The organism is Limnochorda pilosa (genome assembly GCF_001544015.1).
Lineage (GTDB): Bacteria > Bacillota > Limnochordia > Limnochordales > Limnochordaceae > Limnochorda > Limnochorda pilosa.
On record NZ_AP014924.1, the window covers coordinates 2,460,141 to 2,482,986 of the forward strand.

At 68.1% G+C, this 22,846-nt stretch carries 21 protein-coding genes and 1 pseudogene; 4 read left to right on the plus strand and 18 right to left on the minus strand.

From position 1 onward, the window contains the following. Positions 1 to 18 precede the first annotated feature (18 nt). The 3 genes from LIP_RS10820 to LIP_RS10830 all read left to right on the plus strand — a co-directional run bounded on the left by LIP_RS10820 (position 19) and on the right by LIP_RS10830 (position 3,605). On the plus strand, positions 19 to 1,122 hold the full coding sequence (locus LIP_RS10820; RefSeq protein ID WP_068138072.1) for a Zn-dependent alcohol dehydrogenase: 1,104 nt from the start codon (positions 19 to 21) through the stop codon (positions 1,120 to 1,122). Between the two features lie 15 nt (positions 1,123 to 1,137). Beyond that, positions 1,138 to 2,619, plus strand: a complete 1,482-nt coding sequence (locus tag LIP_RS10825; protein ID WP_068138075.1) for an aldehyde dehydrogenase family protein — start codon at positions 1,138 to 1,140, stop codon at positions 2,617 to 2,619. Positions 2,620 to 2,774: 155 nt separating this feature from the next. Further along, complete coding sequence (locus LIP_RS10830) at positions 2,775 to 3,605, plus strand: phosphotransferase family protein (protein ID WP_068138079.1); 831 nt, start codon at positions 2,775 to 2,777, stop codon at positions 3,603 to 3,605. Here LIP_RS10830 and LIP_RS10835 read toward each other — a convergent pair. The 8 genes from LIP_RS10835 to LIP_RS10870 all read right to left on the minus strand — a co-directional run bounded on the left by LIP_RS10835 (position 3,577) and on the right by LIP_RS10870 (position 12,350). Next, on the minus strand, positions 3,577 to 4,902 hold the full coding sequence (locus LIP_RS10835; RefSeq protein ID WP_068141904.1) for a class II D-tagatose-bisphosphate aldolase non-catalytic subunit: 1,326 nt from the start codon (positions 4,900 to 4,902) through the stop codon (positions 3,577 to 3,579). The two genes, LIP_RS10830 and LIP_RS10835, sit on opposite strands and share 29 nt — an antisense overlap. Positions 4,903 to 5,022: 120 nt before the next feature. After that, positions 5,023 to 6,093 carry an SIS domain-containing protein gene (locus tag LIP_RS10840; RefSeq protein ID WP_068138082.1) on the minus strand — a complete coding sequence of 357 codons (1,071 nt, stop codon included), beginning with the start codon at positions 6,091 to 6,093 and terminating at the stop codon, positions 5,023 to 5,025. A 6-nt stretch (positions 6,094 to 6,099) separates the two neighbouring features. Further along, positions 6,100 to 7,068, minus strand: a complete 969-nt coding sequence (locus LIP_RS10845) for a carbohydrate kinase family protein (protein ID WP_144440445.1) — start codon at positions 7,066 to 7,068, stop codon at positions 6,100 to 6,102. Beyond that, positions 7,065 to 8,333 (minus strand): ArgE/DapE family deacylase, encoded by a 1,269-nt coding sequence (locus LIP_RS10850; protein ID WP_068138092.1) that lies wholly within the window; start codon positions 8,331 to 8,333, stop codon positions 7,065 to 7,067. Before LIP_RS10850 ends, LIP_RS10845 begins: the two co-directional genes overlap by 4 nt. A 27-nt stretch (positions 8,334 to 8,360) precedes the next feature. Beyond that, entirely contained in the window at positions 8,361 to 9,188 is an 828-nt protein-coding gene (locus LIP_RS10855) for a carbohydrate ABC transporter permease (RefSeq protein WP_082726209.1), read from the minus strand. Positions 9,189 to 9,240: 52 nt separating this feature from the next. After that, on the minus strand, positions 9,241 to 10,155 hold the full coding sequence (locus LIP_RS10860; RefSeq protein WP_068138099.1) for a carbohydrate ABC transporter permease: 915 nt from the start codon (positions 10,153 to 10,155) through the stop codon (positions 9,241 to 9,243). 85 nt (positions 10,156 to 10,240) lie between these two features. Then, positions 10,241 to 11,500, minus strand: a complete 1,260-nt coding sequence (locus LIP_RS10865) for an ABC transporter substrate-binding protein (RefSeq protein WP_144440446.1) — start codon at positions 11,498 to 11,500, stop codon at positions 10,241 to 10,243. A gap of 88 nt (positions 11,501 to 11,588) precedes the next feature. Beyond that, positions 11,589 to 12,350: a GntR family transcriptional regulator gene (locus LIP_RS10870; protein WP_068138105.1), complete on the minus strand. Its 762-nt coding sequence runs from the start codon at positions 12,348 to 12,350 to the stop codon at positions 11,589 to 11,591. A gap of 267 nt (positions 12,351 to 12,617) precedes the next feature. On the opposite strand from LIP_RS10870, the pseudogene LIP_RS20590 reads away from it, so the two are divergent. After that, positions 12,618 to 12,716: pseudogene (locus LIP_RS20590) on the plus strand (Fe-Mn family superoxide dismutase); the annotation flags it as partial. 24 nt (positions 12,717 to 12,740) lie between these two features. Here LIP_RS20590 and LIP_RS18590 read toward each other — a convergent pair. The 10 genes from LIP_RS18590 to LIP_RS10920 all read right to left on the minus strand — a co-directional run bounded on the left by LIP_RS18590 (position 12,741) and on the right by LIP_RS10920 (position 22,731). Then, positions 12,741 to 14,249: a spermidine synthase gene (locus LIP_RS18590; RefSeq protein ID WP_144440448.1), complete on the minus strand. Its 1,509-nt coding sequence runs from the start codon at positions 14,247 to 14,249 to the stop codon at positions 12,741 to 12,743. Between the two features lie 126 nt (positions 14,250 to 14,375). Next, positions 14,376 to 15,026, minus strand: coding sequence for a PAQR family membrane homeostasis protein TrhA (gene trhA / locus LIP_RS10880; protein ID WP_068138114.1), 651 nt, complete (start codon positions 15,024 to 15,026; stop codon positions 14,376 to 14,378). Between the two features lie 178 nt (positions 15,027 to 15,204). Further along, the gene (locus LIP_RS10885) at positions 15,205 to 16,137 is read right to left on the minus strand and encodes an ROK family protein (RefSeq protein WP_231699422.1); all 933 of its coding nucleotides are present in this window, start codon (positions 16,135 to 16,137) and stop codon (positions 15,205 to 15,207) included. An 87-nt stretch (positions 16,138 to 16,224) separates the two neighbouring features. Next, positions 16,225 to 17,091 carry a MurR/RpiR family transcriptional regulator gene (locus LIP_RS10890; protein ID WP_068138118.1) on the minus strand — a complete coding sequence of 289 codons (867 nt, stop codon included), beginning with the start codon at positions 17,089 to 17,091 and terminating at the stop codon, positions 16,225 to 16,227. Between the two features lie 41 nt (positions 17,092 to 17,132). After that, the gene (locus tag LIP_RS10895) at positions 17,133 to 17,849 is read right to left on the minus strand and encodes an N-acetylmannosamine-6-phosphate 2-epimerase (protein WP_068138120.1); all 717 of its coding nucleotides are present in this window, start codon (positions 17,847 to 17,849) and stop codon (positions 17,133 to 17,135) included. 67 nt (positions 17,850 to 17,916) lie between these two features. Next, entirely contained in the window at positions 17,917 to 18,924 is a 1,008-nt protein-coding gene (locus LIP_RS10900) for a Gfo/Idh/MocA family protein (protein WP_068138123.1), read from the minus strand. A gap of 127 nt (positions 18,925 to 19,051) precedes the next feature. Continuing rightward, a complete protein-coding gene (locus LIP_RS10905; RefSeq protein ID WP_068138125.1) occupies positions 19,052 to 19,888 on the minus strand; it encodes a carbohydrate ABC transporter permease in 837 nt (278 codons plus the stop codon). Next, a complete protein-coding gene (locus LIP_RS10910) occupies positions 19,885 to 20,748 on the minus strand; it encodes a carbohydrate ABC transporter permease (protein WP_158509656.1) in 864 nt (287 codons plus the stop codon). The genes LIP_RS10905 and LIP_RS10910 overlap by 4 nt, the downstream gene beginning before the upstream one ends. 177 nt (positions 20,749 to 20,925) lie before the next feature. After that, positions 20,926 to 22,227 carry an ABC transporter substrate-binding protein gene (locus LIP_RS10915; RefSeq protein WP_198409507.1) on the minus strand — a complete coding sequence of 434 codons (1,302 nt, stop codon included), beginning with the start codon at positions 22,225 to 22,227 and terminating at the stop codon, positions 20,926 to 20,928. Between the two features lie 309 nt (positions 22,228 to 22,536). Then, on the minus strand, positions 22,537 to 22,731 hold the full coding sequence (locus tag LIP_RS10920; protein ID WP_144440450.1) for a hypothetical protein: 195 nt from the start codon (positions 22,729 to 22,731) through the stop codon (positions 22,537 to 22,539). Positions 22,732 to 22,846 lie beyond the last annotated feature (115 nt).

Below are 22,846 nucleotides of genomic sequence, written 5' to 3' on the forward strand. Positions count from 1 at the left end.
TAACTAGGAGGGGACGCCGTGAAGGCAGCAGTGCTCTTCGACGTGGGCGAGCCCCTGCGGGTGGAGGAGGTCTCCCTGCAGGGGCCGGGACCCGGGGAGGTGCGGGTGCGGCTCGCGGCCGCGGGCATCTGCCACAGCGACCTCCACGTGATCAACGGCGACCTGCCCGTGCCCGCGCCCGTGGTGCTGGGGCACGAGGGGGCGGGCGTGGTAGAGGAGGTGGGCCCCGGGGTGACGACCGTCCGGCCCGGCCAGGCGGTGGTGCTCTCGTGGATCCCGGCGTGCGGCCGCTGCCACTTCTGCCGGATCGGGCGGCCCGAGCTCTGCGACGCGGCCTTCGAGCTCCAGCTCTCGGGCACCCTCTACGACGGCACGACCCGCCTGGGGCTGGGGGGCGAGCCGATCCACCACTTCCTGGCCACCTCCTGCTTCGCGGAGGCGGCGGTGGTGCCCGAGGCGGGGGTGATCCCCGTCCCCGAGGGCGTTCCCCTGGACCGGGCCGCCCTGGTGGGCTGCGCGGTCACCACGGGGTACGGCGCCGTGGTGCACACGGCCCGCGTCGAGCCGGGATCGAGCGTGGCGGTGCTGGGCTGCGGGGGCGTGGGGCTCAACGTGATCCAGACCGCGGCCCTGGCCGGGGCCCATCCCATCATCGCCCTGGACGTGGTGCCGTCCAAGCTGGCGCTGGCCCGGCGCTTCGGCGCCACCGAGACCGTGGACCTGAGGGAGACCGACGACCGGATCACCCCCGTGCTGGACCTCACCTCGGGGCTGGGCGTCGACTACGCCTTCGAGGTGGTGGGCCGGCCCGAAACCATCGAGGCCGCCTACGGCATGGCCCGCAAAGCGGGGACCGTGGTGGTGGTGGGTGTGGCCGCCCCCCACGAGGAGATCTCGATCAACGCGTTCTCCCTCCCCTCCCAGAGCAAGGTGCTCACGGGGAGCTGGTACGGGCGCTCCGTGCCGAGCGTCGACATTCCCCGGATCCTCGAGCTCTACCGGGCGGGGCGGCTCAACCTCGACGACCTGGTCTCGCAGGTGCGGCCGCTGGACGAGGTGAACCAGGCCTTGGACGACCTGCGGTCCGGCCAGGTGGCCCGTACGGTGCTGCGGCTGGCATAGACGGGGGGTCCGCACATGGAACGGCACGAGCGGCAGCTCTTCGTGAACGGCGCATGGGTGGCGCCAGCCAGCGGGCGCTACCTCGAGGACGTGGATCCGGCCACGGGCCAGGTCTTCGCGGAGGCGGCCGACGCGGGGCCCGAGGACGTGGAGCGGGCGGTGGCGGCGGCCGCGGCCTCTATGGCCGAGCGGCGGTGGCTGGGGATGGACCCGCTCGAGCGGAGCCGGGTGCTCCACCGGATCGCCGAGGGGATCCGGCAGCGGCAGGAGGACCTGGCCGCGCTGATTTCCCAGGAAAACGGGATGCCCATCACCTTTGCCCAGTGGCTCGAGATCCCCATGGCCGCCGACGTCTTCGACTACTTCGCCGGCCTGGTGGCCCAGGTGCGGGGGCACACCCTCCCCTTCTCCCTGCCCGGCCCCCAGGGAGACTACCTGGTGCTCACGTTGAAGGAGCCCGTAGGCGTGGCGGGGCTCATCACGCCGTGGAACTTCCCCCTGCTGATGCCCTCGTGGAAGGTGGCGCCCGCCCTGGCCGCGGGCTGCTCAGGCATCCTGAAGCCCGCCCCCGAGACGCCCCTGGCGGCCCTGGCCCTGGCGGAGATCACGGCCGAAGCCGGGGTGCCCGAGGGCGTCCTCAGCGTGCTCACGGGGGGCGACGAAGCCGGCGCCGCCCTGGTGGCCCACCCCGCCGTGGAGAAGATCGCCTTCACGGGCGAGACGGCCACCGGCAGCCGCATCCTCACCGCCGCCGCGCCCCAGATCAAGCGGGTGACCCTGGAGCTGGGCGGCAAGTCGCCCAACATCGTCTTCGACGACGTGGACCTGGACGAGGCGGTCTCGGGCGCGCTCTTCGGCCTCTACCTCAACGCGGGCCAGGTCTGCCAGGCCGGCAGCCGCATCCTGGTGCAGGAGAGCGTCTACGACACCTTCGTCGAGCGGCTCCGGGAGCGGGTGGAGGGCCTGCGGGTGGGCCCCGGCCCGGACCCCACCACCGACGTAGGCCCCGTGGTGAGCGGCCGCCAGCTCGAGCGGGTGCTGGGCTACGTGGAGGCCGGCCGCGCCGAGGGCGCCCGGCTGGTGACGGGCGGGCGCCGTCTGGAGGCACTGGGGCCGGGCTTCTTCCTGGAGCCGGCCGTCTTCGCCGGGGTCGCACCGGGCATGCGCATCGCCCAGGAGGAGATCTTCGGGCCCGTCTCGGCCGTCCTCCCCTTCAAGGACGAGGAGGAGGCGGTGGCCGTGGCCAACCAGACCCTGTACGGGCTCGCGGCCGGCGTCTGGACCCGGGACGTGAAACGGGCCCTCCGGGTGGTACGGGGCGTGAAGGCCGGCACCGTCTGGCTCAACACCTACCAGGTCCTCTCCCCCACCGCGCCCTTCGGCGGCTACAAGCGGAGCGGCCTGGGCCGGGATCTGGGCCCCGACGCCCTGGAGCCCTATCTTGAGACCAAGACGGTCGTCGTGGACCTGAACGACCAGGCGCTGTCGTTCTTCTGACGGCGCCCTGGGCCCGGCCTCCCGTCGTGCGGCCGGCGCCCGCGTTCACGGAACCGGACCCGCGAAGGAGTTGGCGCACGATCCTCAGCAGAGAAGCCCTCGACTGGCTCGCCCGGGCGACCGGCTGCGCCCCTGGATCCATCGAGACCGCCCGCATGAAGGGATCCACGTCCTCTTCGCTCTTCCTTGTCCGGTGCCCGGGCGGGACCGAGTCCCGGCGCTTCGTGCTGCGGGTGCTCGACAACCGGGCCTGGCTCGCGCAGGAGCCCGACCTGGCCGATCACGAGGCGGCCGCCCTGGAGGAGGCGCGAAGGGCGGGTCTGAGGGCGCCGCGCCTGGTCGCCTACGCTTCGGACGAGGTCGGCTTCGGGGCCCCCGTGGTGCTGATGACCTTCCTCGAGGGGCGCATCGAGCTCCGGCCTGCGGACATGCGGGCCTGGCTCGACGGCCTGGCCCGCGAGCTGGCCTCGATCCACCGGCGCCCCGCACCTGCCTTTCCCTGGCGCTACCGCACCTGGACGGACCCGGCCGCGCTCGCCCCGCCCGCGTGGACGGCGATCCCTCACACGTGGGAGCGGGCCATCGAGCTTGTGCTGGGGGCGGAGCCCGACGCCCCACCGGTCTTCCTCCACCGGGACTACCATTCCACGAACGTTCTGTGGCACGGGGATGCGGTGAGCGGAGTCGTCGACTGGATCAACGCCTGCCAGGGCCCAGCGGGGGTCGACGTCGCGCACTGCCGGACCAACCTGGCGCTGATGCACGGGCCCGACGTGGCCGAGCGGTTCCTCGCCGCCTACCTCGAGGTCGCGGAGGGGTTCGCCTACGACCCCTACTGGGACCTGGACTCCCTGCTCGGCATGGGCTTGCCGCAACCCGCCTTCTACTCGCCCTGGGGAACGTTCGGGCTGGGTCCCATACCGCCCGAGGTGCTGCGACGGCGGGCCGATGCGCACCTCACGCGGGTGATGGCTCCGCCCGCCTAGCGCCCGTCCCCACGGCCGCCGCATATCCCCGCAACACGTCACGAATCCGGTCCAGGACCAGCTCCTCCGGGTCGTTGCGCAGGACGCCCTCCCGCACCCGCTCGTACTGGCGCGGCAGGAACTGGCTCAGCAGGGGCAAGGGGATCCCCGCCTCGCGCAGGTTGCCAAGGAGGCGCTGGACGGCCTCCTGCACCGAAGGGACGGGCCAGTAGTAGCGACACCGGTCGGAGAGGCCGTACTTCCGCTTGAGACGGAGCTCGTGCTCGTCCCCGCTGTAGTAGGCGCTCCAGTGACGGGGATCGGCGAGCATCGCCTCTTCGAGGGCGGCTTCGACGTTGGAGCGCCGTGCTCGGCCGTCCGTCCCCAGCACTTCGGACTCCAGGGCGTTCAGGGCGAAGAGCGCTTCCCGCTTGGCGAAGGTGAGGGCCGGCCCCACCTTCAGGATGGCGATGCCGTCTTCCGCCATCTGGCGAAGCCGCCCCGGCGTCTGGTAGTCGGTGGAGTGCCCTTCGAAGGCCAGCCCCGGATGCTGCGTCAAGGCTCGGGTAAGGCTCGCCGCGGCGGCCCGATCGTAGGGGTGAACCTGCCACTCGCCGAAGTCCACCCCCGGCTGGACCACCACGGCGATCACCCGTCCCCAGGCGTCGTCCAGGCCCCGATCGTGAAAGGTCGCCCGCGTCAGCGCGACCGTCTCCTCGAACTCCTCCGGCGTGGTCACCTTGGGCCCCTGGCTCCCGGAGGTCTCGCCGCCGGGCGGAGGCACGTCGGAGCCGATGACGTAGAGCGGAGGCGCCGACGCCCCCTCCGCCTGGGACCGCTTCCTGAAGGCCGCCTCGGCCGCCTCGCAGAGCTGGGCGGTCCGTTCGGCCACCACCCGTTTCGAAAGCGCACCGCCTGCCCGTTCCTCCCCCAGGGGCATGCTGGCGTCCAGGTGAATCTTGGTGAAGCCGCAGGCCACGAAGGCCTCGACGAGGTCGCAGGCATGCCGCATGGCCTCTTCGGCCGCCAGCCGCTGCCATGGGTTGGGGCCGAGGTGATCGCCCCCGAGGATCAGCCGCTCGGGCGGGAGTCCCATCTCGCGGGCAAGTCCCAGCACGAACTCCACGAACGCCGGGGGCTCCATCCCCGTATACCCGCCGAACTGGTTCACCTGGTTGGACGTCGCCTCGATCAGCGCGGGGGAGCCATCCTCCACCGCCTGCTTGAGGGCGGCCCGAAGGACGAGGGGGTCTGCGGTACAGACCGAGTAGATGCCGCGGGGGTCCCTCGTCCCTTGACCCCAAATGACCTGCCTCACGTACGCCGTCGAGGTTTGCACGTGCGCACCACTCCTTCGGTGGGCCAGGGCACGCAGGCCCCGGCACCCACGCTTATCCGGCCAGGCGGATGAACGGAATGCACCGTCCGCCGTCTGACGCTACACGCTGCCGTCCCGCCAGGTCTTCACGATGTTGCCGAAGGCGTTCGGGTCCAGGCCGCGTAGGGTGGCCATCTCGTGGGCCCACTGGTGGAAGGCGCTGAGGGTCACGATGGAGGCCATCAACTCGCTCATCCCCGAGTGCGTGAAGGCAAGGTCGGCCTCGGCCGGGATGCGGTGGTCTTCCTCGTCCGTCACTGCAACCCAGAGGGCGCCCGCCCGCCGGGCGATCTGGCAGACCGCGCGGAGGTGCTCGTGAATCGGACTCGCGTGCGTCCCGAGTGAGATCACGGCAGCGTCCTTCCCGATCATCTCCAGGGGCCCGTGACGGAACTCGATGGCCTCGAATCCCTCGGTGTGGATCTTGGTCGTCTCCTTGAGAACGTTGGCCACCTGGTACGCCAGCGCCGAGTGCGGTCCGCTGCCGACCACCGCGATGGTGCGCTGCCCGGCCAGTCTCTCTGCGATCTCCCGGCGAGCGGCGGCTTGCTCCTGCACGTGCTGCACCAGGGCGGGGGCAGCCTGCAGCTCCCGTCGGAGCGCGGCTCGCTTCTCGGGGGCGATCGATTCGCTCTCGCCCGCCCACTCCACCAGGAAAGCGTAGAGAGCCAACGTCTCGGCAACGACGGTCTTCGTCCCAGGGCCGTACTCCTCGCCTGCCAGAAGCGGGATGGAGGCTTCGGCGAGTCCGGGAAGGGTGCTCTCGGGCCCGTTGGTGACCGCGATCACGGTGGCCCCTCGCTCCCGGGCGGTCCGGGCGGCCTGGAGCGTCTCGAAGGTCTCACCCGACTGCGACAGGGCGAAGACGAGGGTATCGGGCCCAACACCGCCGCTCCGGTAGTGCGCGAAGTCCAGCGCGCTGATCGCCACCGCCATCTTTCCCAGCAGCGCGTCGACGGCGTAGGCGCCCGTGATCCCCGCGAAGTACGACGAGCCGCACCCGACGAAGACGATGGACCCGTAGCGCCTCGCGCCAACGACGCGCAGCGCCTCCTCGGCTCTGGGCGCCTCCACCAGGCGCCGTGCCACCGCGGCCGTCTCGGCCATCTCGCGGCCCATGTGGTCTGCCATGCACATCTACCCCCTGTCGGCCAGGAACTGACGGACCTGCTCCCGCGTCGGAAAGGTCCGCTGCGGAGAGCTGATGTAGAGCGACGCTGCGGCCGCCGCGCACGCCAGGGCGTCCCGATCTGGCCGCCCTTCGGCCCAAGCCGCCAGGTAGCCAGCATTGAAGGTGTCGCCGGCGCCAACCGTGTCGATCACCTGCACCGGGAAGCTGGGCCCATCGACCACCCCGTCGGCGGTGACGGCGGCGCTTCCACGCGACCCGCGCTTGACGATCACCTTCTTGGGGCCGAGGCGGAGGAGCCGGCGGGCAGCCTCGTACCCATCGGCGGTTCCGGCGATCCCGCATGCTTCGGCCTCGTTGGGGAAGAGCCAGTCGGTCGCTGCGAGGACCTCTCCCATCTCGGCTCGTACGGCATCGGTCCAACCTTCGACCGCATCCCCCGTGTCGAGCGCCGTAACGACGCCTTCGCTCTGCAGGCGGCGGAAGAGGCGGGCGGTGGGAGTGCCCCGGAAGGCGGGCAGCAGGAAGTAGCCGCTGAGGAGGACCAGGTCCACCCGCCTGAGCTCGGGCCAGAGCGGCTCCAGGTCGTCGGGGTGGAAGTCCTCCAGACAGCCCAGGTGGTTGACGAAGGACCGCTCCCCGTCGTTCCGCACGAGCGTCACCGAGAGACCGGTCTCCCCCCGGGTCTGAATCAACCCTGTCTCGGGCAGCCCCACCCCACGCACGGCGGCTTGCACCAGCTCGCCTTCCGCGTCACGGCCGATGGGCCCCACGAGCAGTGCGGGGTGCCCGAGCGAGCCCAGCGCGATGGCCGTATAGCCCGCCGATCCTGCCGCTCGCCGCTCGCGCCGCGATGCGATCCGCTCCTCACCCCACCGGGGCATCGCCGGGAGCGGGCCGAGGACCAGGTCGACCTCCAGGTTGCCGATGACGGCGATGCGTCGAGGTGCGGCCGCTCGCGCCCATCCCGCGCTCATGCGGTCCACCTGGCGATCAGCTGGGCGACGAACTCGATCGCCTGCAGGTACGCGTCGATCGTGACCGACTCATCGACCGCGTGGGCCTCCAGGAGGCTGCCCGGACCGTAGATGATCGAGGGCGTCTTGCCGGCGCCCGAGAGGATGCGGGCGTCGCAGCCGGCGGGGAAGCCGCCCAGGGTGCCCTGGCCGGTCGCACCCCTCAAGGTCTCGGCCGCGGCGACTGCGAAGGGATGATCGGGCTCCAGGGCGGACGGTGGGACGTCGACGTACCACTCGAAGGCCGGCGGGTGCTCCCTCAGCCAGGGGTCCGCCTGAGCCTCCTGGAGCAAGGCGGCCTCCACCTCCGCCTTCACGCGACCGCCCAGACCGGCCTCGTCCACCTCGCTGGGGAGGTACTTGACGTCCACCTCGAGGACGCACGCCTGTGGAACGGTGGTAGGGCCGATCCCACCGGCCATCTTGCCCACCGTGATCGTCGGCGCCGGCAGGTAGGGGTCCACCTTGTGGGCGAGCCACCCGTGCTCCAGCTCGTTCAGGCGCCGCACGAGCCGCATCGCCTTTTCGATGGCGCTGACGCCCCGGCGCCACTTGGTGGCCGCGTGGCCCGCTTCCCCGGCCACGCGGATGCGGAGCGACAGGACCCCCCGGTGGGCGATGGCCACCGCGCCCTCGGTCGGTTCGAAGCAGATCGCCCCGTCGGCGGTATAGCCCCGGTCCACACAGGCCAGCGTGCCGTTGCCCCCGCCTTCCTCATCGACGACCCCTTCGATGATCACCTCGCCGCGCGGCTCGAAGCCCAACTGCCGGAGGATCCGCAGGGCGTGCAGGCTGACGGCCATGCCGCTCTTGGTGTCCGACGTCCCCCGGCCGTAGACGCGCCCGTCGGCCACGGTGCCGCTGAAGGGCGGATGACGCCATGCGCTTTCGTCGCCGGGGGGAACCACGTCGATGTGGGTGTTGAGGATGAGGGAGCGGCCGCCCCCACGTCCCGGCAAGCGCCCCACCACGTTGGGACGGCCCTGGTACGAGTGACCCGGCGTGTAGTCGCGGTAGCCGGCAAGCCGAGCATTGTCGGGCTCGAAGACGTCCACGGAGCAGCCGAGGACCTTCATCTGCCCCTCCAGCCAGGCGGTGGCGTTCCCCTCGCGCCCGTCCAGGCCGTGGTCGACGGCCTGAGTGTCGATCCGGATCAGCTCCCGCAGGAGGGCAACCGCCTCCTCCCGCGTCTCGGCCACCGCCTGTCGAATCCGATTCTGGTCCACCGTCTTCGCCTCCATCGCCGATCGGGCTCAGCCCTTGACGGCGCCCATGGTAAGCCCGCGCACCAGGTAGCGCTGCGTCGCCAGCGCGAAGATGACCACCGGCAGGATGGTCAGGATGCTGAAGGCCGACATCTCAGCCCAGGCCAGGTTCTTGTCGGTGATGAAGCCTGCGATGCTGACAGGCAGCGTCTTCGTCCCCACCGAGGTGAGGATGACCGCGAAGAGGAACTCGTTCCACGACATGATGAAGGCGAAGACGGCTGTCGATGCGAGCCCGGGCAGGGTGAGCGGCATGGTGACCCGGAGGAAGGTCTGCAAGGTGCTCGCGCCGTCGACGAAGGCGGCGTTCTCCAGGTCGATGGGGAGCTCCTGATAGTACCCCAGCATCTGCCAGACGACGAAGGAGAGGTTGAACCCCGTGTAGGTGATGATCAGCGCCCACCGGGTGTCGAGGAGCCCGAAGGTCTTCATGAGCAGGAAGTAGGGGATGGCGGTGGAGATGGCCGGGTACATGCGGGTGATGAGGAACCAGCCCGCCAGGATCCCGTTCAGCCGCAGGGGCAGCCGCATGCGAGCCAGGCTGTAGGCAGCCATCGCCCCCAGGAGCGTCGAGGCCAGCGTTGCCGCGGTGGCCACGATCAGGCTGTTGAGCGCCGGCTGCAGGAAGTTGGGTGACGTCAGAAGGTCGCGGTAGTGCTCGAAGGTGACCGCGCTGGGGATGAGCACCGGCGGGTCCTGGAAGAGCTCGTCCGGCATCTTGATCGAGGTGACGAAGAGCCACGCGAGCGGCACCAGGACCGCCATCAACGCCAGCCCGATCAGGAGGATCCGGCCTGTGGCCATCACGCGCCTCATGACGCCTCAACTCCCATACGAGTGGTTGCCTCTCTCCACGCCGCGGAGCCCATCATCCCTGGGCACCCTCGCCCCGCCGGCGCAGGAGGAGCCAACTGAACGCCAGGATGAACGCCAGGTAGACCCAGGCTCCGGCCGAGGCATACCCGACCTCGAAGAACTTCAGCCCCTGCTTGTAAATGAACAGGGTGGTGACCTCCGTCGACAGTCCCGGGCCGCCCTGCGTCAGCACGTAGATGAGGTCGAAGACCTTGGCCGCGTCCATGGCGCGCAGCGCCACCGCAATGGCCACCATGGGCCTGAGGAGCGGCCACGTGACGAACCGGAAGATCTGCCACCGGGTGGCGCCGTCGATCTGGGCCACCTCGTAGGGTTCCTGGGGAACGGCCTGGAGGGCGGCCACCAGCACCAGGACGAAGAAGGGCGTCCACTCCCAGACGTCTGACAGCACCACCGCGATCTTGGCATAGGTGGGCGAAGCAAGCCATGGGATGCTCGATCCGCCGAAGAACCCGATGACGTGATTGACCAGTCCATACTTGGTGTGCCACAGCATCCGCCAGAGCACGCCCACCACCACCGGAGGCAGCATCATCGGGACCAAGAGGATCGGGCGGACGATCTTCATCGGTCGCGATTGGCCCGAGGTGAGCAGGGCGATGCCAAAGCCGATGAGAAACTCAAGGCCCACGGAAGCCGTGATGAAAAGGAGGGTGTTTCCGAGGGACGTGAGGAAGACCTCATCCTGCAGAACCTGAAGGTAGTTCCCCAGCCCCAGCCACGTCCGGGGCAGCCACAGGCTCAGGAGGTTCCACCGGGTCAGGCTGACGCCCAGGGCGTAGAGCAAGGGATAGAGCGAGGTCGCCACCAGGACCAGGACGGCGGGCAGGAGGAAGATCCAGAGGACGAGCGCCCTCCGGCTCTTCCAACCCCGGCCTTCGCCTACGGACAGACTGCTGACAGCCACCCGAACCACCTCCGCGTGGGGACCGGAGGGGGTGACGGGGCCGAAGGCCCCGCCACCCCTCCCGAGCTGCCTCGACGCTCCCGACTCAGTCGCCCCGCCAGGGGAACTCGGGCTTCAGCTGCTTGATCAGGTTGGTCCAGGAGGTGGCGATGTTGTGGACGGCCGTCTCGGAAGAGACCTGGCCAGCCATGGCCCGAGAGAGCTGGACGATGGCATCCTCGTACATCTGCGGCCACTGGGGAATGCGGGGGAACGCCCAGGCCGTGTCCAGGGCCGCCGGGATGCCGGCGAGCTCCGGCTTCTCTTGCACGAGGACGTCCCAGGCTGAGAAGCGGACCGGGTTCACCCCGAGCTCCCGCTGGTAGCGCAGCTGGTTCTCGGTGCTGGTCATGAACTGGATGAACGCCCAGGCCACGTCCTTGTTGCGGGAGGTCTTGGGGATCGAGAGGTGCCAGGTGCTCATCTCGCCCGAGCCGCCGGGGACCGGCGCGATGGCGAACTTCCCGACCACCGCCGACTGCTCCGGGTTGCCCGCCATGCCGAGGGTGAGGCTTGGCCACGTCTCGGCCATGGCCGCGTCGCCGTTGACGAACGCGATGGCCACGTCAGGGTTGTCGTACGAGAGGATGCCCTGCGGCGCGTAGGCGGTCAGCTCCTTGAGCTGCTCGAGGGCCTCGACGCCCTTCGCATTGTCGAACTGAACCTCCCAGTCGCTGGAGAGCATGACACCCCCCAGGGCGTGATACCGGGAGATCCAGTACTTGAGGAGCTGCTCCCGGACCCCGGCGAAGACCGCTCCGTCCTGCTCGGACGAGTCCAGGGTCCGGGCGATCTTTGCGTACTCCTCGTAGGTGGTCGGAGGCTCGATCCCCTTCTCCTCGAAGAGGTCCGTGCGGTAGAAGATCGCCACGGCATCAGCCGCGTGCGGGATCCCGAAGATGGTGCCGTCGGCCGCCTGTCCTGCGTTGGCCGCCACCGTCGGGATGAAGTCGTCGTAGGGGAAGCCGTCGCGTTCGATCAGCTCGTTCAGCGGCTCGAAGTACGGCCCCATCTCGCCATCCCACATTCCCTCGACGGAGACGACGTCGTAGTCCGTCGACCCGGTGGCGAGGGCGATGCCCATCTTCTCGTGCAGGCTCGTCCACGGTGCGTCGACGACGTTCACCTTCGCACCGGTGAGTCGCTCGAAGTCTGCCGCCGCAAGCCGCGCGGACGCGTCGTAGGTGCCCGACGACATGAAGAGCACCGTGATCTCCCGCCCCGCGAACTCGTCCGAGGCGAGCGCCTGCGACGCGGAGAAAGCCGCGACAACCAGAACCATCAAGGCAAGCCACGTACGCCTCACTGTTCTTTCCCCCTATCCCCTCTCGTGCTTGGCCAGTCACATCACGCTGCCCAGCCGGTAGTCGCCCCCGGTCTCATCCCCCTTCGAGTCACATGATCTGGGCCGGTTGATCGGGGCCGGGAACCCTCAGCTCCACGTAGTACCGGCAACGGTCTCCTCGGAAGACGCCCTTGGTCCACTCCACGGGCCGACCTTGCCGATCGAGCATGAGCCGCTCGATGAGGAGCGCCGGTGCCCCTGCCCGAACCCCCAGGAGGCTGGCCTCGAAGTCGTCGACGACGACGGGCTCGTACGCCTCCTGCGCAACGCCGAGTTCGACGCCGTACTCGTCGGAGAGCACCGAGTAAAGCTGCCGTTCGTTGAAATCGTAGCGATCGAGCCTCGGAAACCGCTCGGCAGGGAGAATGGTTCGTTCGATCAGGAGCGGTTCGTCGTCGCCCAGTCTCAGGCGCACCAAGTGGTAGACCCGGCTTCCCGCATCGAGTTGAAGGATCCTTTCCTGCTTGCCCGTCGCGGCCGAGACCGTGAGCTCGATGACGCGAACACCCGGGACGATGTTTCGCCGCCTGAGGCTTTCGCTGAAGCTATAGAAGGCGTTGATGGTCTGCACGAAGCGGGGCTGATTGACGAAGGTCCCTTTCCCGGGCCGTGAGACCAGGAGACCATCGCGGACGAGGGAGGCCACCGCCTGCCGCACCGTGGCACGGCTGACAGCCAGGCGTTCGGACAGCTCCCTCTCGGAAGGGATCTTGGACCCCGGAGCCCATTCCTCGGTGTCGATGAACTCCTTGATCAGGAGGCGGAGCTGGTGGTAGAGAGGCACGGGCGAATCAGCCTTCAACCGGTCCACCTGAACCCACCACCTCTGGTCCGGTCTGGTATGTACCACACCGTACCAATTCGTGGACCGAGGGCAAGTTCCTGCATGAAACGCGCGGAAAAGGGAGCGTAGGGCATGCGGGAGGTTCACCCAACCCCGGCCACCCGACCTGGCCTGCACTTCCTTCCTCCCTTGCCGTACCCGCATGAAGCGTTGGAGCCATACATCACCAGGGAGATCATGCGGTTGCACCACATGACGCCCATGGGCGAGCGACGCCCTGCAGACCGCGACGCGATGAACCTGATCGTCCGTAATTTCGGAAGCTTTGACGCCTTCCAGGCCCACTTCAGCGAGGCCGCCTCCCAGGCGGAAGGTGTGGGTTGGGCCCTCCTCGTCCGGCAGCCGATCGGGTTGGTTCTAGGAGATCCTCTGCAACCACTCCACCGGAGCCCGGTCGTCCGTGAGGAGCGGCGCCTCCTCCACGCCCTCCATGCCGTCCACAAGCCGGGCCGTGCTCCGGGTGAGGCCGGCCGGCCCTCCCTGCTCCTCGATGGCTCTGGCCCGGCTCATCAGTTCCTCCGGACCGACGCGCTGCTCCTCCAAGGTGGCCACCACGATCACGTTCTGGGGCATCCGGGCGGAGGCGCCCTGGGCCGGGAAGAGGTAAACCTGCGGGAAGACGCTCTCCAGCGTGTGCACCATCGACGCGAGGAAGGCCGCCTCCGGCCCTTCCAGCGCCCCGATGACGTTGGAGATCACCGCCCCTCCGGGAGCCAGGACGGACCGGACCTCCTGGAAGAACTCCCGGGTGGTCAGGTGGAAGGGGATCGCATCCGAGTAGTAGGCGTCGAGGACGACCCAGTCGTACGGTCCCTGCGCCCGCCGCACGTACTGCCGCCCGTCCACCGCCGTCACCTGCAGCCTCTCGGTCTCCTCCAGGCCGAAGAAGCGCCGGGCCACGTCGACTACGGCCGGGTCCAGCTCGGCCACCTCCGCCCGCAGCTCGGGTAGCAGCCGGGTGTAGCGCTCGGGCGCCGTACCCGCCCCCAGGCCGACGAAAAGGGCCCGCCGGGGATCAGGCTGGAAGAGCAGGCCCACATCCATCTGGCGGATGTAGGTGAAGACGGGCTCCTCGGGGCGGGTCAGGTCCAGGGCGCTCTGCCAGGAGTTGTCGAAGTGGAGGTAGCGGATCCCCCCTGCCTCCCGCACGCGGATGTGGTGGTAGAGGCTGTCCGCCTCGTAGACGAGGCCGGTGTCCTGAGCCTGCCGGGCCGAGGCGAAGCCCACCAGGAGCGGCGCCGCGACCACGACGAGCCAGACCCACATGCCGGGCCGAGCCACCGGCACGCTGCGCCGGCGTACGGCCTGGACCAGTGCCACCAGGGTGAGCACCCAGAGGCCCATGGCCAGCCACTGGAAGAAGCTCCGAATGCCGAGAAGCGGTACCAGGTAGAAGGAGGTCGCCAGAGTGCCCACGATACTCCCCGCGGTCGAGAGGCCGTAGAGGTTGCCGGCAGTCCGCCCCACCCGCTCCACGCTCACGGCCGCCATCCGCATGGCAATGGGCGAGACGGCGCCCAGCGCCAGGCTCGGCACCAGGAAGAGGTTCACCGCCGCCAGCAGGGCGCCCCAACGGGGATCGCGCGAGGCCGCGCCGCCGGCCGTCGCCAGGGGGGCCAGCAGGGGAAGCAGGGCCGTGTAGACCGAGGCCACCGCCAGCACCGACGCCAGGGTCGCCCAGGAGGGCCAGCGGTCCGCCAGGCGCCCGCCCGCCACGTAGCCCAGGCTGAGGGCGGCCAGGATCACGCCGATGAGCGCCCCCCAGACGGCGATGGAGTTCCCGAAGGACGGCGCCAGGAGCCTCGACCCGGCCAGCTCCAGCGCCATGGTGGCCGCCCCGCTCAGGAAGACGATGACCGCGACCACGTACACCCCTCCCGCAGAGCTTTCTCTTGGGTGCCCGCCTCCGTGCGGTGTGGCCCGCCTTCGGGAGACGCAGATCCTGAGCGAGCGCCGCCCGTCCGGCCCGCGCGGCGCGGTTCGCGCCCCGCCTTATCGGGGCGTGACGAAGGCCCAGACGGCCCAGAAGTGGCTGAAGCTCCCCGCCATCACGAACAGGTGCCAGAGCTCGTGGAAGCCGAACCGCCCGGGAGCGAGCCGAGGCCACTTGAGCGCGTAGATCGCGGCCCCGACCACGTAGAAGAGACCGCCGATGCCTATCCAGACGAACGTCCCCGCCGGCAGCACCCGGACGAGCAGGGGCGACATGGGCACCACCAGGAGTCCCAAACCCAGGTAGAAGAGCACCGTGAGCCACCTTGGCGTGCCGAACCAGAGCACCTTCGTGACGATGCCCGTCACGGCCAGCGCCCAGACCAGGGAGAAAAGACCCCACCCCCAAGGGCCCCGCAGCGGCGCGAGCAGGATGGGGCTGTACGTGCCAGCGATGAGCACATAGATCATCGAGTGGTCGATCCGGCGCAGGATGGCCGTGCCCCTGGCCGAGAGCGGCAGCAGATGGTAGAGGGCGCTGGCGCTGTAGAGCAGGATGAGGCTCACCCCGAAGAGGGTGAACCCGACGATGGCCCGCGTGTTGCCGCTGGCCGCGGCCTCACGCACGAGCAGCACCAGAGCACCCACCGACAGCAGCGCCCCGGCCGCATGGGTCAGCCCGTTCACCGGTTCCCGAAGACGAAACGCCATGAGCAATCGCTTCCGACCTTTCTGCTCCCCGCCCTCACGCGCCCTCGGGCAGCCCCTGACCCACGCCTGCGCTCGACGTGTTGCAGGTGCCGCGCCCTTGCTGCTGAGTCTTCTTGCTCGGCCGGCGGGTTACCTCCCGGAGGCGAGCGGTAGAACTGAGCAACACGCAAGCGACGCCTCACTTGACCATCTCTTCGAGCACGAGAGCAGCCGCTCCCAGGATACCGAGCTCGGATCCCCACCGCGACAGACTCAGCGAGAGGTTTCGAGAGAAGTGCTCGGGAAGCTCTGCGTTCAGGTGCCGCCAGAGGAGCTGGCGGAACGGTTCACCCCAGTTGGAGAGGCGCCCCGCCAGGATGATGCGGTCAGGGTTGAGGGTATAGACAAGCCCCCGGAACGCCATGGCGAACGCGCGGGCAGCCTCCTCGATCGTCGCGCGCGCCCAGGGGTGGTCTCCTTGCGCCGCGTCCCACACGGCCGAGGCGTTCGCGAGACGCTCTTCCCTTCCTTCCTGCGCGAGCCGGGTCTGCGCTGCTTTGACAATGGCCGTACCCGAGATGAATGCTTCGAGGCACCCTCGGTTGCCGCAACTGCACAGCGGCCCGTCTGGCCAGACTGGCACGTGGCCGAGATGACCCGCCAGCCCATCCGCGCCTTCCAGGACCTGGCCCCCCACCACGATCGCACCGCCCACGCCCGTACCCAGGGCGACCACGACGGCGCAGCGCGCCTCGCGGGCATCGCCCCAAAGGGACTCCGCGTGAGCCATGGCCTTCACGTCGTTATCCACCTTCACCCGAAGGCGCGGATCAGGGATGATCCCCGCCTGGAGGTCGACACCCGTCCAATCCTTGATGAGCGACGTGGCTCCCACGACCCGGCCGCCCGAGATCGCGCCACCGGATCCCGCGCCAACACCTACAGGAACGAATCCCTCGCGGGCGGCCCGCGCGAGAAGTTCCCCAGTGAACTCCCGAGCTCTCGCGACCACCGAGCTGCCACCTTCGTGTGCGAGGGTGGGTCGCTCTTCTCGATAGAGCAGCCTGCCGGAAGAGGTTACCAGGCCCCCGGCGATCTTCGTTCCGCCGATGTCGATACCGCACGCGACCATGGATTCCACCAGTAAACGCCTCCCCAGGCAGGCTCCCGGACCGCAATAGCAGATCGACTGGACCGCGCCTGGCGCTCCAGGGAACGATCAGTAGAGCTTGTCCAATACGGCCCGAGCCGTCCGCTCCGTGGCCTCCTGCGCCGCCTGGCCAAGACGCAGGGAGACTCCGGTGTAGAGCAGATCCAGCACATGGATCTGCGCGATCTTCGTTCGCAACGCGCCGCCCTCCAAGGGGCTCTCGACCGAACTGGTCAGCAAGGTAATGTCTGACACCTTGGTGATGGGGGAACGGGCCGCGCCGGTGATGCAGATCACCGTGGCCCCGTGGGACTTCGCGATCGACACGGAGTCAACGGTATCCTGGGTGCTTCCGGAATGGCTGATGCCCACGGCAACATCTCCCTTGCGGAGGTTGGCTGCGGACATGGCCTGAAGGTGGCTATCGGAGAAGGCGTCACACGACTTCCCGATGCGGAGGAACTTGTACTTGGCGTCCAGGGCCGTGATGCCTGATGCACCCACACCGTAAAACTCGACCCGGGGCGCCTCCGTCAGTACATGGATGGCAGCGGCCAGTTGCCCGAGATCCAGGAGGTGAGCGGTATCCTCCAGCACTTGGACGTTGAAACGGGTGATCTTGTCCACCACGACGTCCATGGGATCCAGCGGCGAGACCGGGCCCTCCACTCCCTGCGACAGCGCGGCATCGGTGGCAAGGGTCAGCTTGAGCTCCTGATAACCTGAGAACCCCGCTGCATGAGCGAACCGGATCACCGTCGATTCACCGACGCCGCAGGCATCCGCGAGTTCGGTCACGGATAGGTACACAACCTGCTGGGGCTGCTCGAGGCAGTAGTCTGCCACCTTCTGCTCAGCAGGCGCGAGCGACGCGTACAGACTTCGGATGCGGGCCCGGGCACCTCCTCGTGGCGAGCGTTCAGGGGCTTGCTGCATGCCTTCCCCTCCTCCTGCCGCGAACTGCAGCCGGGAGCACCTCAACACGGGGTGGATGCTTTCCTCGGCCTCACGGCTTCTCGATAACGCTGGGTGAGCCAGGTGATGTCGGTAATCGCCGTCCCTATCACAAGGGCACGTGCGCCCCAGTCCAGGACACGCCCCGCCATCTCCGGCGAATGCACTCGGCCCTCCACCACTAGCGGGACCGAGATGCTGCCCGCGATGCTCTCGACCAAGCGCTGGTTGGGTACATCCCAATCCAGCGTCTCCTCGGTGTATCCGCAGAGGGTGGTGGCGACCAGGTCCGCCCCCAGCTCCGCCGCCCGCTCTGCTTCCCCGAAGGTCGCGATGTCGGCCATCACCGGGAGGCGCAGCTCCCGGTGAATACGGTCGATCAAGGTTGCTACCGTCTCGCCCCCGGGCCGCGGCCTTGCCGTCGCGTCGATGGCAATGACGTCTGCGCCCGCTTCTGCCACCTCGCGTGCGTGTGCGAAGGTCGGGGTGATGTAGACATCATAACCTGCCGTGGTCTTCTTGTAGATACCGATGATCGGGACGGTCACGCGCGTTCGGATGGCCGCCACGTTCCGCGGCAAGTTGGCCCGGATCCCGGAGGCTCCGCCCCGTTCGGCCGCGGCAGCCATGGCGGCCAGCACCTCGGGCGCGTCCAGCGGCGTACCCTCATCGGCCTGACACGAGACGATCAAGCCTCCGAGAAGGCGGGCAATGACGTCTGATTCCGTCCACGCGTGCATCGCAGACCACCGTCCCTCTGTGTTCTGGCGAGGCTCTCCAACGATCCGATCGTCGTTGCTGCTGCACCTACAACAGCGACACCCGCTGCCCCGAGCGCGCCGACTGGATGATCGCCAGCGCGAGGCGGACCGCGTCCACCGAGTCGCGGGGATCGACCGGTACCTCCTCACCCGAGAGCACCGCCGACGCGAAGGCTTCGAGTTCCGCCCGCAAGTCGCCCATCCGCACGTTCCCAACCGCCGGTTGGTGGAAGTTGTCGGGGAACTCGATACCGGTGCCGGAGACCAGAGCGAGCCCGCTGTACCCTCCGCTCAGGTAACTGGCTCCCTCTGTTCCCACCACCTCCATCTGGTAGTCGAGCTTGGTGGGAGTCCCGGCTGGAAGGACCCAGGAGCTCTCCACGGCAGCCACAGCGCCCGTATCGAAGCGAATGAGGGCGAAGACGCTGTCTTCGGTTCCCAGCGGAGCCAGCAGCTTCTCCACCGACTCGGCGTAGACGGAGACTGGCTTGTGCGGCCGGAGCATCCAGAGGATGATGTCCAGATCGTGCACGGTCACATGGAGCGCGAGCGGAAGCTCCCCTCGGTACCGGGCGGGCCCCTCGGTGCGGGGGCTGTTCCGGCGCGCGTAGAGGTGGATCACGTCTCCAAGCTGCCCACTGGCGACGGCATCACGCATTTGCCGGTACTTCGGATCGAAACGCAGCAGGTGCCCCACCATGAGCTTGACGCCGGCCCTGGAAGCTGCCGAGACGATCGCTTCCGAATCCTCGACCGTCGCGGCGATGGGCTTCTCCAGGAAGATCTGCTTCCCAGCCTCGGCCGCAGCCAGGACGGGGGCGAGGTGGTCCAGATCGCGCACGCAGATGCTGACCGCATCGATCTCGGGATCGGCAAGCATCTCGCGGTAGTCCGCGTACGCCTGAACGCCGAACCGTGCACTCATCGCCTGTCGCCGTGCGTCATCGATCTCCGCGATGGCCGCCAAGCGCGTGCTGCGCAACTGGTGCAGCACCTCCGCGTGCAGCTGCCCCATCCACCCCATGCCGATGATACCGAACCTGAGCGTCTCCACAGCCCCACACTCCTCTGCTTTCACGATGCCTTTCACTGGTGCGAAAACCCCAACCATCCCGAGAGCGCCGCACGGGGCCGGCGCCCGTTCGACCACGGGTGAAGAATCCGGCCCGTTACAGCGCCACCTACTTGATCGCTCCCATGGTCAGGCCGCGAACGAGGTAACGCTGAACCGCCAGACCGAAAACCAGCATGGGCAGCATCACGGTGGTGCCCGCCGCGGCCATGGGTCCCCAGAGAGTCCCCTGGGCGGTCATGAACGAGGTGATCGCCACCGGTAGTGTCTTGGTCGCGTTTCCCGTGAAGACAAGGGCCGTGATGAACTCGTTCCACGACTGGACGAAGATGAAGATGGCGGTGGCCGCGAGCCCCGGCGCCACGATGGGCAGGTCGATCCGCCAGAAGGCCCGGAAGCGTGAGCAGCCGTCCACCTGGGCGGCATCGTCCAGTTCCTCCGGCAGCTCGCCAAAGAAGCTGCTCATCATCCAAAAGACGAACGCTAGGTTGTAGGCAATCTGGACGGCGGCCAGCGACAGGTAGTTGTCCAGCAAGCCGAGGGATCCGAAGATGAGGTACATCGGCAAGATCACCAGGACAGGCGGTGCGATGCGCGTGCTCAGAACGTAGAGCGAGAGCTGTCTCTTGCCCGTGAAGCGGAACCGCGCCATCGCGTAGGCGGCAGGCGTTCCCAGCAAGAGCGCGCCCGCGGTAGAGAGCAACCCAACCATCAGCGAGTTCACCAGGTAATTGTCAAAGTTGAACCGGGTGAAGATGGTCACGTAGTTGTCCACGATGGGCCGGAAGATCAGCTGGGGCGGCATGGTGAAAGCTTCCCGCTCGGTCTTCAGCGAGGTGAGGGCAAGCCACGCGTTCGGCAGAATGGCCACGGCCACCACCACGAAGGCGAGAGCCATGAAGAGGGCTTTCCTCACGCCCTTCTTGCGGATGGTGTGCGCACTCATGCGTTCCTGCCCCCCGAGAAGAGAACGCGGTTCACCGCAACCCCCAGGAGCACGCTCACGAGGATCGTGAACAGGAAGGCCACTGCGGTGCCGTCGCCAAAGCGGAAGTAGACGAAGCCCACCTTGTAGGCGTACATGCTGAGGTTCTCGGTGACCGTTCCCGGCCCGCCGTTGGTCATGATGAAGATGAGGTCAAAGGTCTTGAAGGCGTCGAGCGCCCGGATCGTGACCGCAACGGCCAGGGTGGGAGCCAGCTGCGGCAACATCACGGCCCAGAACGTCTGCCACGGCGACGCGCCGTCGATGGACGCCGCCTCCAGGTGGTCTGGCGACAGGGACTCCAACCCGGCAAGCATCATGAGGATCATGAACGGCGTCCACTGCCACACGTCGACGGCGACGACTGCCAGGAGCGACGTGGCCGGGTCTGCCAGCCATGCGTGACTCCCAAGACCGAGAAGGGATGCCGCGTAGTTGAGGATGCCGGCGTCGGGATCGTAGATCATGCGCCACGTGAGGCCGATGACGACTGGGGTGGTCATCATGGGAATCAGGACCATCGCCCGGGCGACCCGCCGCCCGGGAAACTCCTGGCTGAAGAGGATGGCGATGGCAAGCCCCAGCACCGTCTCTAGGCCGACGGCGGTCGTGACGTAGATGAGGGTGGTGAAGGTTGAACTCCAGAAGCGCCCGGACCCGAGCGCTTCCGCGTAGTTCTCCAGGCCTACGAAGGGGTGACCCGCCATGGGGTTCAGCAGGTCGAACTGGCGCAGGCTGATGACGATGGCATAGACGAAGGGTACAAAGGTGATGGCCGCAAGGTATACGACCGAGGGGAGCACGAAGGTGAACGGCTCCACGCGCCTGCTCCCCAGCCGATGGGCAGCCCGAAGCGTGCTGGCTTGAAGGCTTGGCTCCATGGTCTCATACCACCGTCCACCGGCCGGGAGCTGGTCGCCTCCAGCCGGATAGTGTTTCGCGCACCACGTTCCTTGCGGCGCGCTCCCCCCAGCGAACAGAGGGAGCGCGTCGTCTCACTATAGCCCCATGAGCTCCACGATCTGCCGGTTCGCGTCCCGCATGGCATCTTCCGCCGACCGGCTGCCCGCTAGCACCGAAGAGACAGCGATGCCGACCAGATCGATGATCTGGTTCGATTGCGTGACGTGGGGAAGGTAGTCGATGTTGCCGTTGTTAATGGCGTCGATCATGGCGTCGGAAAAGGCGCCGTAGCGGCTCTGGAACGTGTCGCTGTCCATGACCGACAGCGACGGCACGCCAGCGTTGGGATAGAGCTCGAGCGACTTCAACTGGACCATCTTGTTGGTTGCCCACGAGAGGAACCGCCACGCCTCGTCCTTGTGCCGGCTGAACTGGGAGATGAAGAGACCGTGCACCTGAAGCGAGTTCGGGCTACCGATGGTCGCGCGCGTCGCCAGAGGCACCTGCGCGTAACCGACCTTGCCCACGACCGACGACTGGGAGGGATCCTCCGCCAGGGCCCCGTTTACCGTGGCGTCGATGGTCATGGCTGCCCGCCCACTCTGGAACTGCAGCCGATTCTCTTCCCAGCCGTAGGTGGCTACGCCGGACGGGCCGTAACGGCGAAGGATTTCGGCGTAGAACTGGGTCGCGGCGATGGCCTCCGGGCTGTCCAGCGCCGGCCGACCTTGGTCGTCGAACCACTGGCCCCCGAACGCCCAGAGGAATGCGGCCCACACGTAGACGTTGTGGATGCCCTGGCGCCCACGCAGCGTGATGCCGTACACATCCCCCTCGCTGCGCTCGTATACCTGGCGAGCCGCTTCCATGAGCTCGTCCATGGTGGTCGGGACGGCGATCCCATACTGCTCGAAGAGATCCTTGCGGTACATCAGGAAGGTGCTCTCTCCGTAGATGGGCAGTCCGTACTGGCTACCGTGGCGGACCATGGCGTTGACGTATCCAGGGACGAAGTCGTGGGTCTCCGCGTGCGTCGCGTCTGCCTTTATGAACTCGTCGAGTGGAACGATGTATCCGGCATCCGCGAAGCCCGCCCCGTATACCCAGTCGTCCATGATGATGTCGTAGTCGGAGCTTCGCCGGGTGAAGTTGAGGAGTGCCTTGGATGTGAGCGTATCGTAGGGCGTGTCCTCGAGAATCACTCGGATGCCCGTCTCCCGTTCGAACTCAGGGAGCAACGCCCGCAGGGCGTCGGTGCTCTGGTGGGGTTCCATCATCGCCCGGATCGTCACGGCTTGGGCCGAGGCGGTCGTCATCCCTACCAGGGCAACGACGGCTAGGCTCAAGATGCACCCCACGAGCGCACGCAACACCGTCTTGCTCGCGAAACGTCCCATTGCAGGTAACCTCCTCCCTTCTGATGACAGACCAGCGCAGCAACTGCTCCAGGGCGCGCCTTTGTGCGACCTGTGGCCGCCCATCCGATGCCCGGAGATCACCCCCTCAGGTTCGTTGGAGGTTCACTCCCATTGGTGGTTCGCTGTCAGGAGGAAAACTCCTCCATGTCCGGGCAAGATTCCTGGCGATTACCTACTGCACGAACGGCGGATGGCGTGGCGCGCTCTCCATGATAAAGACATGGGTGGCGGCGGGCCTATGGACCCGCCGCCACCCGTCTTCCTGCACCGAGCGCCCCCCCCCTGTTCTCAGTCGTCGCAGTTGGGCCCCAGGATCGCCCGTGCGAGAGACCCGCACCACCGGAGCCCGAGCGGGACCTCCCGCTGCTTCCGGAAACGCTCCCAGGCGGCCAGCACATACTCGCTGAGGGCATCGTAATCCGGCCAGGGGAAGGAACCCTTGTGGGGCGTGAGCACAATGGGCGGGAGGTCGAAGTAGGTCACCGGACCTTCCGTCTCCTCGAAGCCCTCGGTCAGATGGGCGTGCTCCCGTAGAACCGGAAGAGGGAGGCTGGTTCGCACGGCAAGCGGACGCTTGCCATGCCTCTCCCCTCCTCGT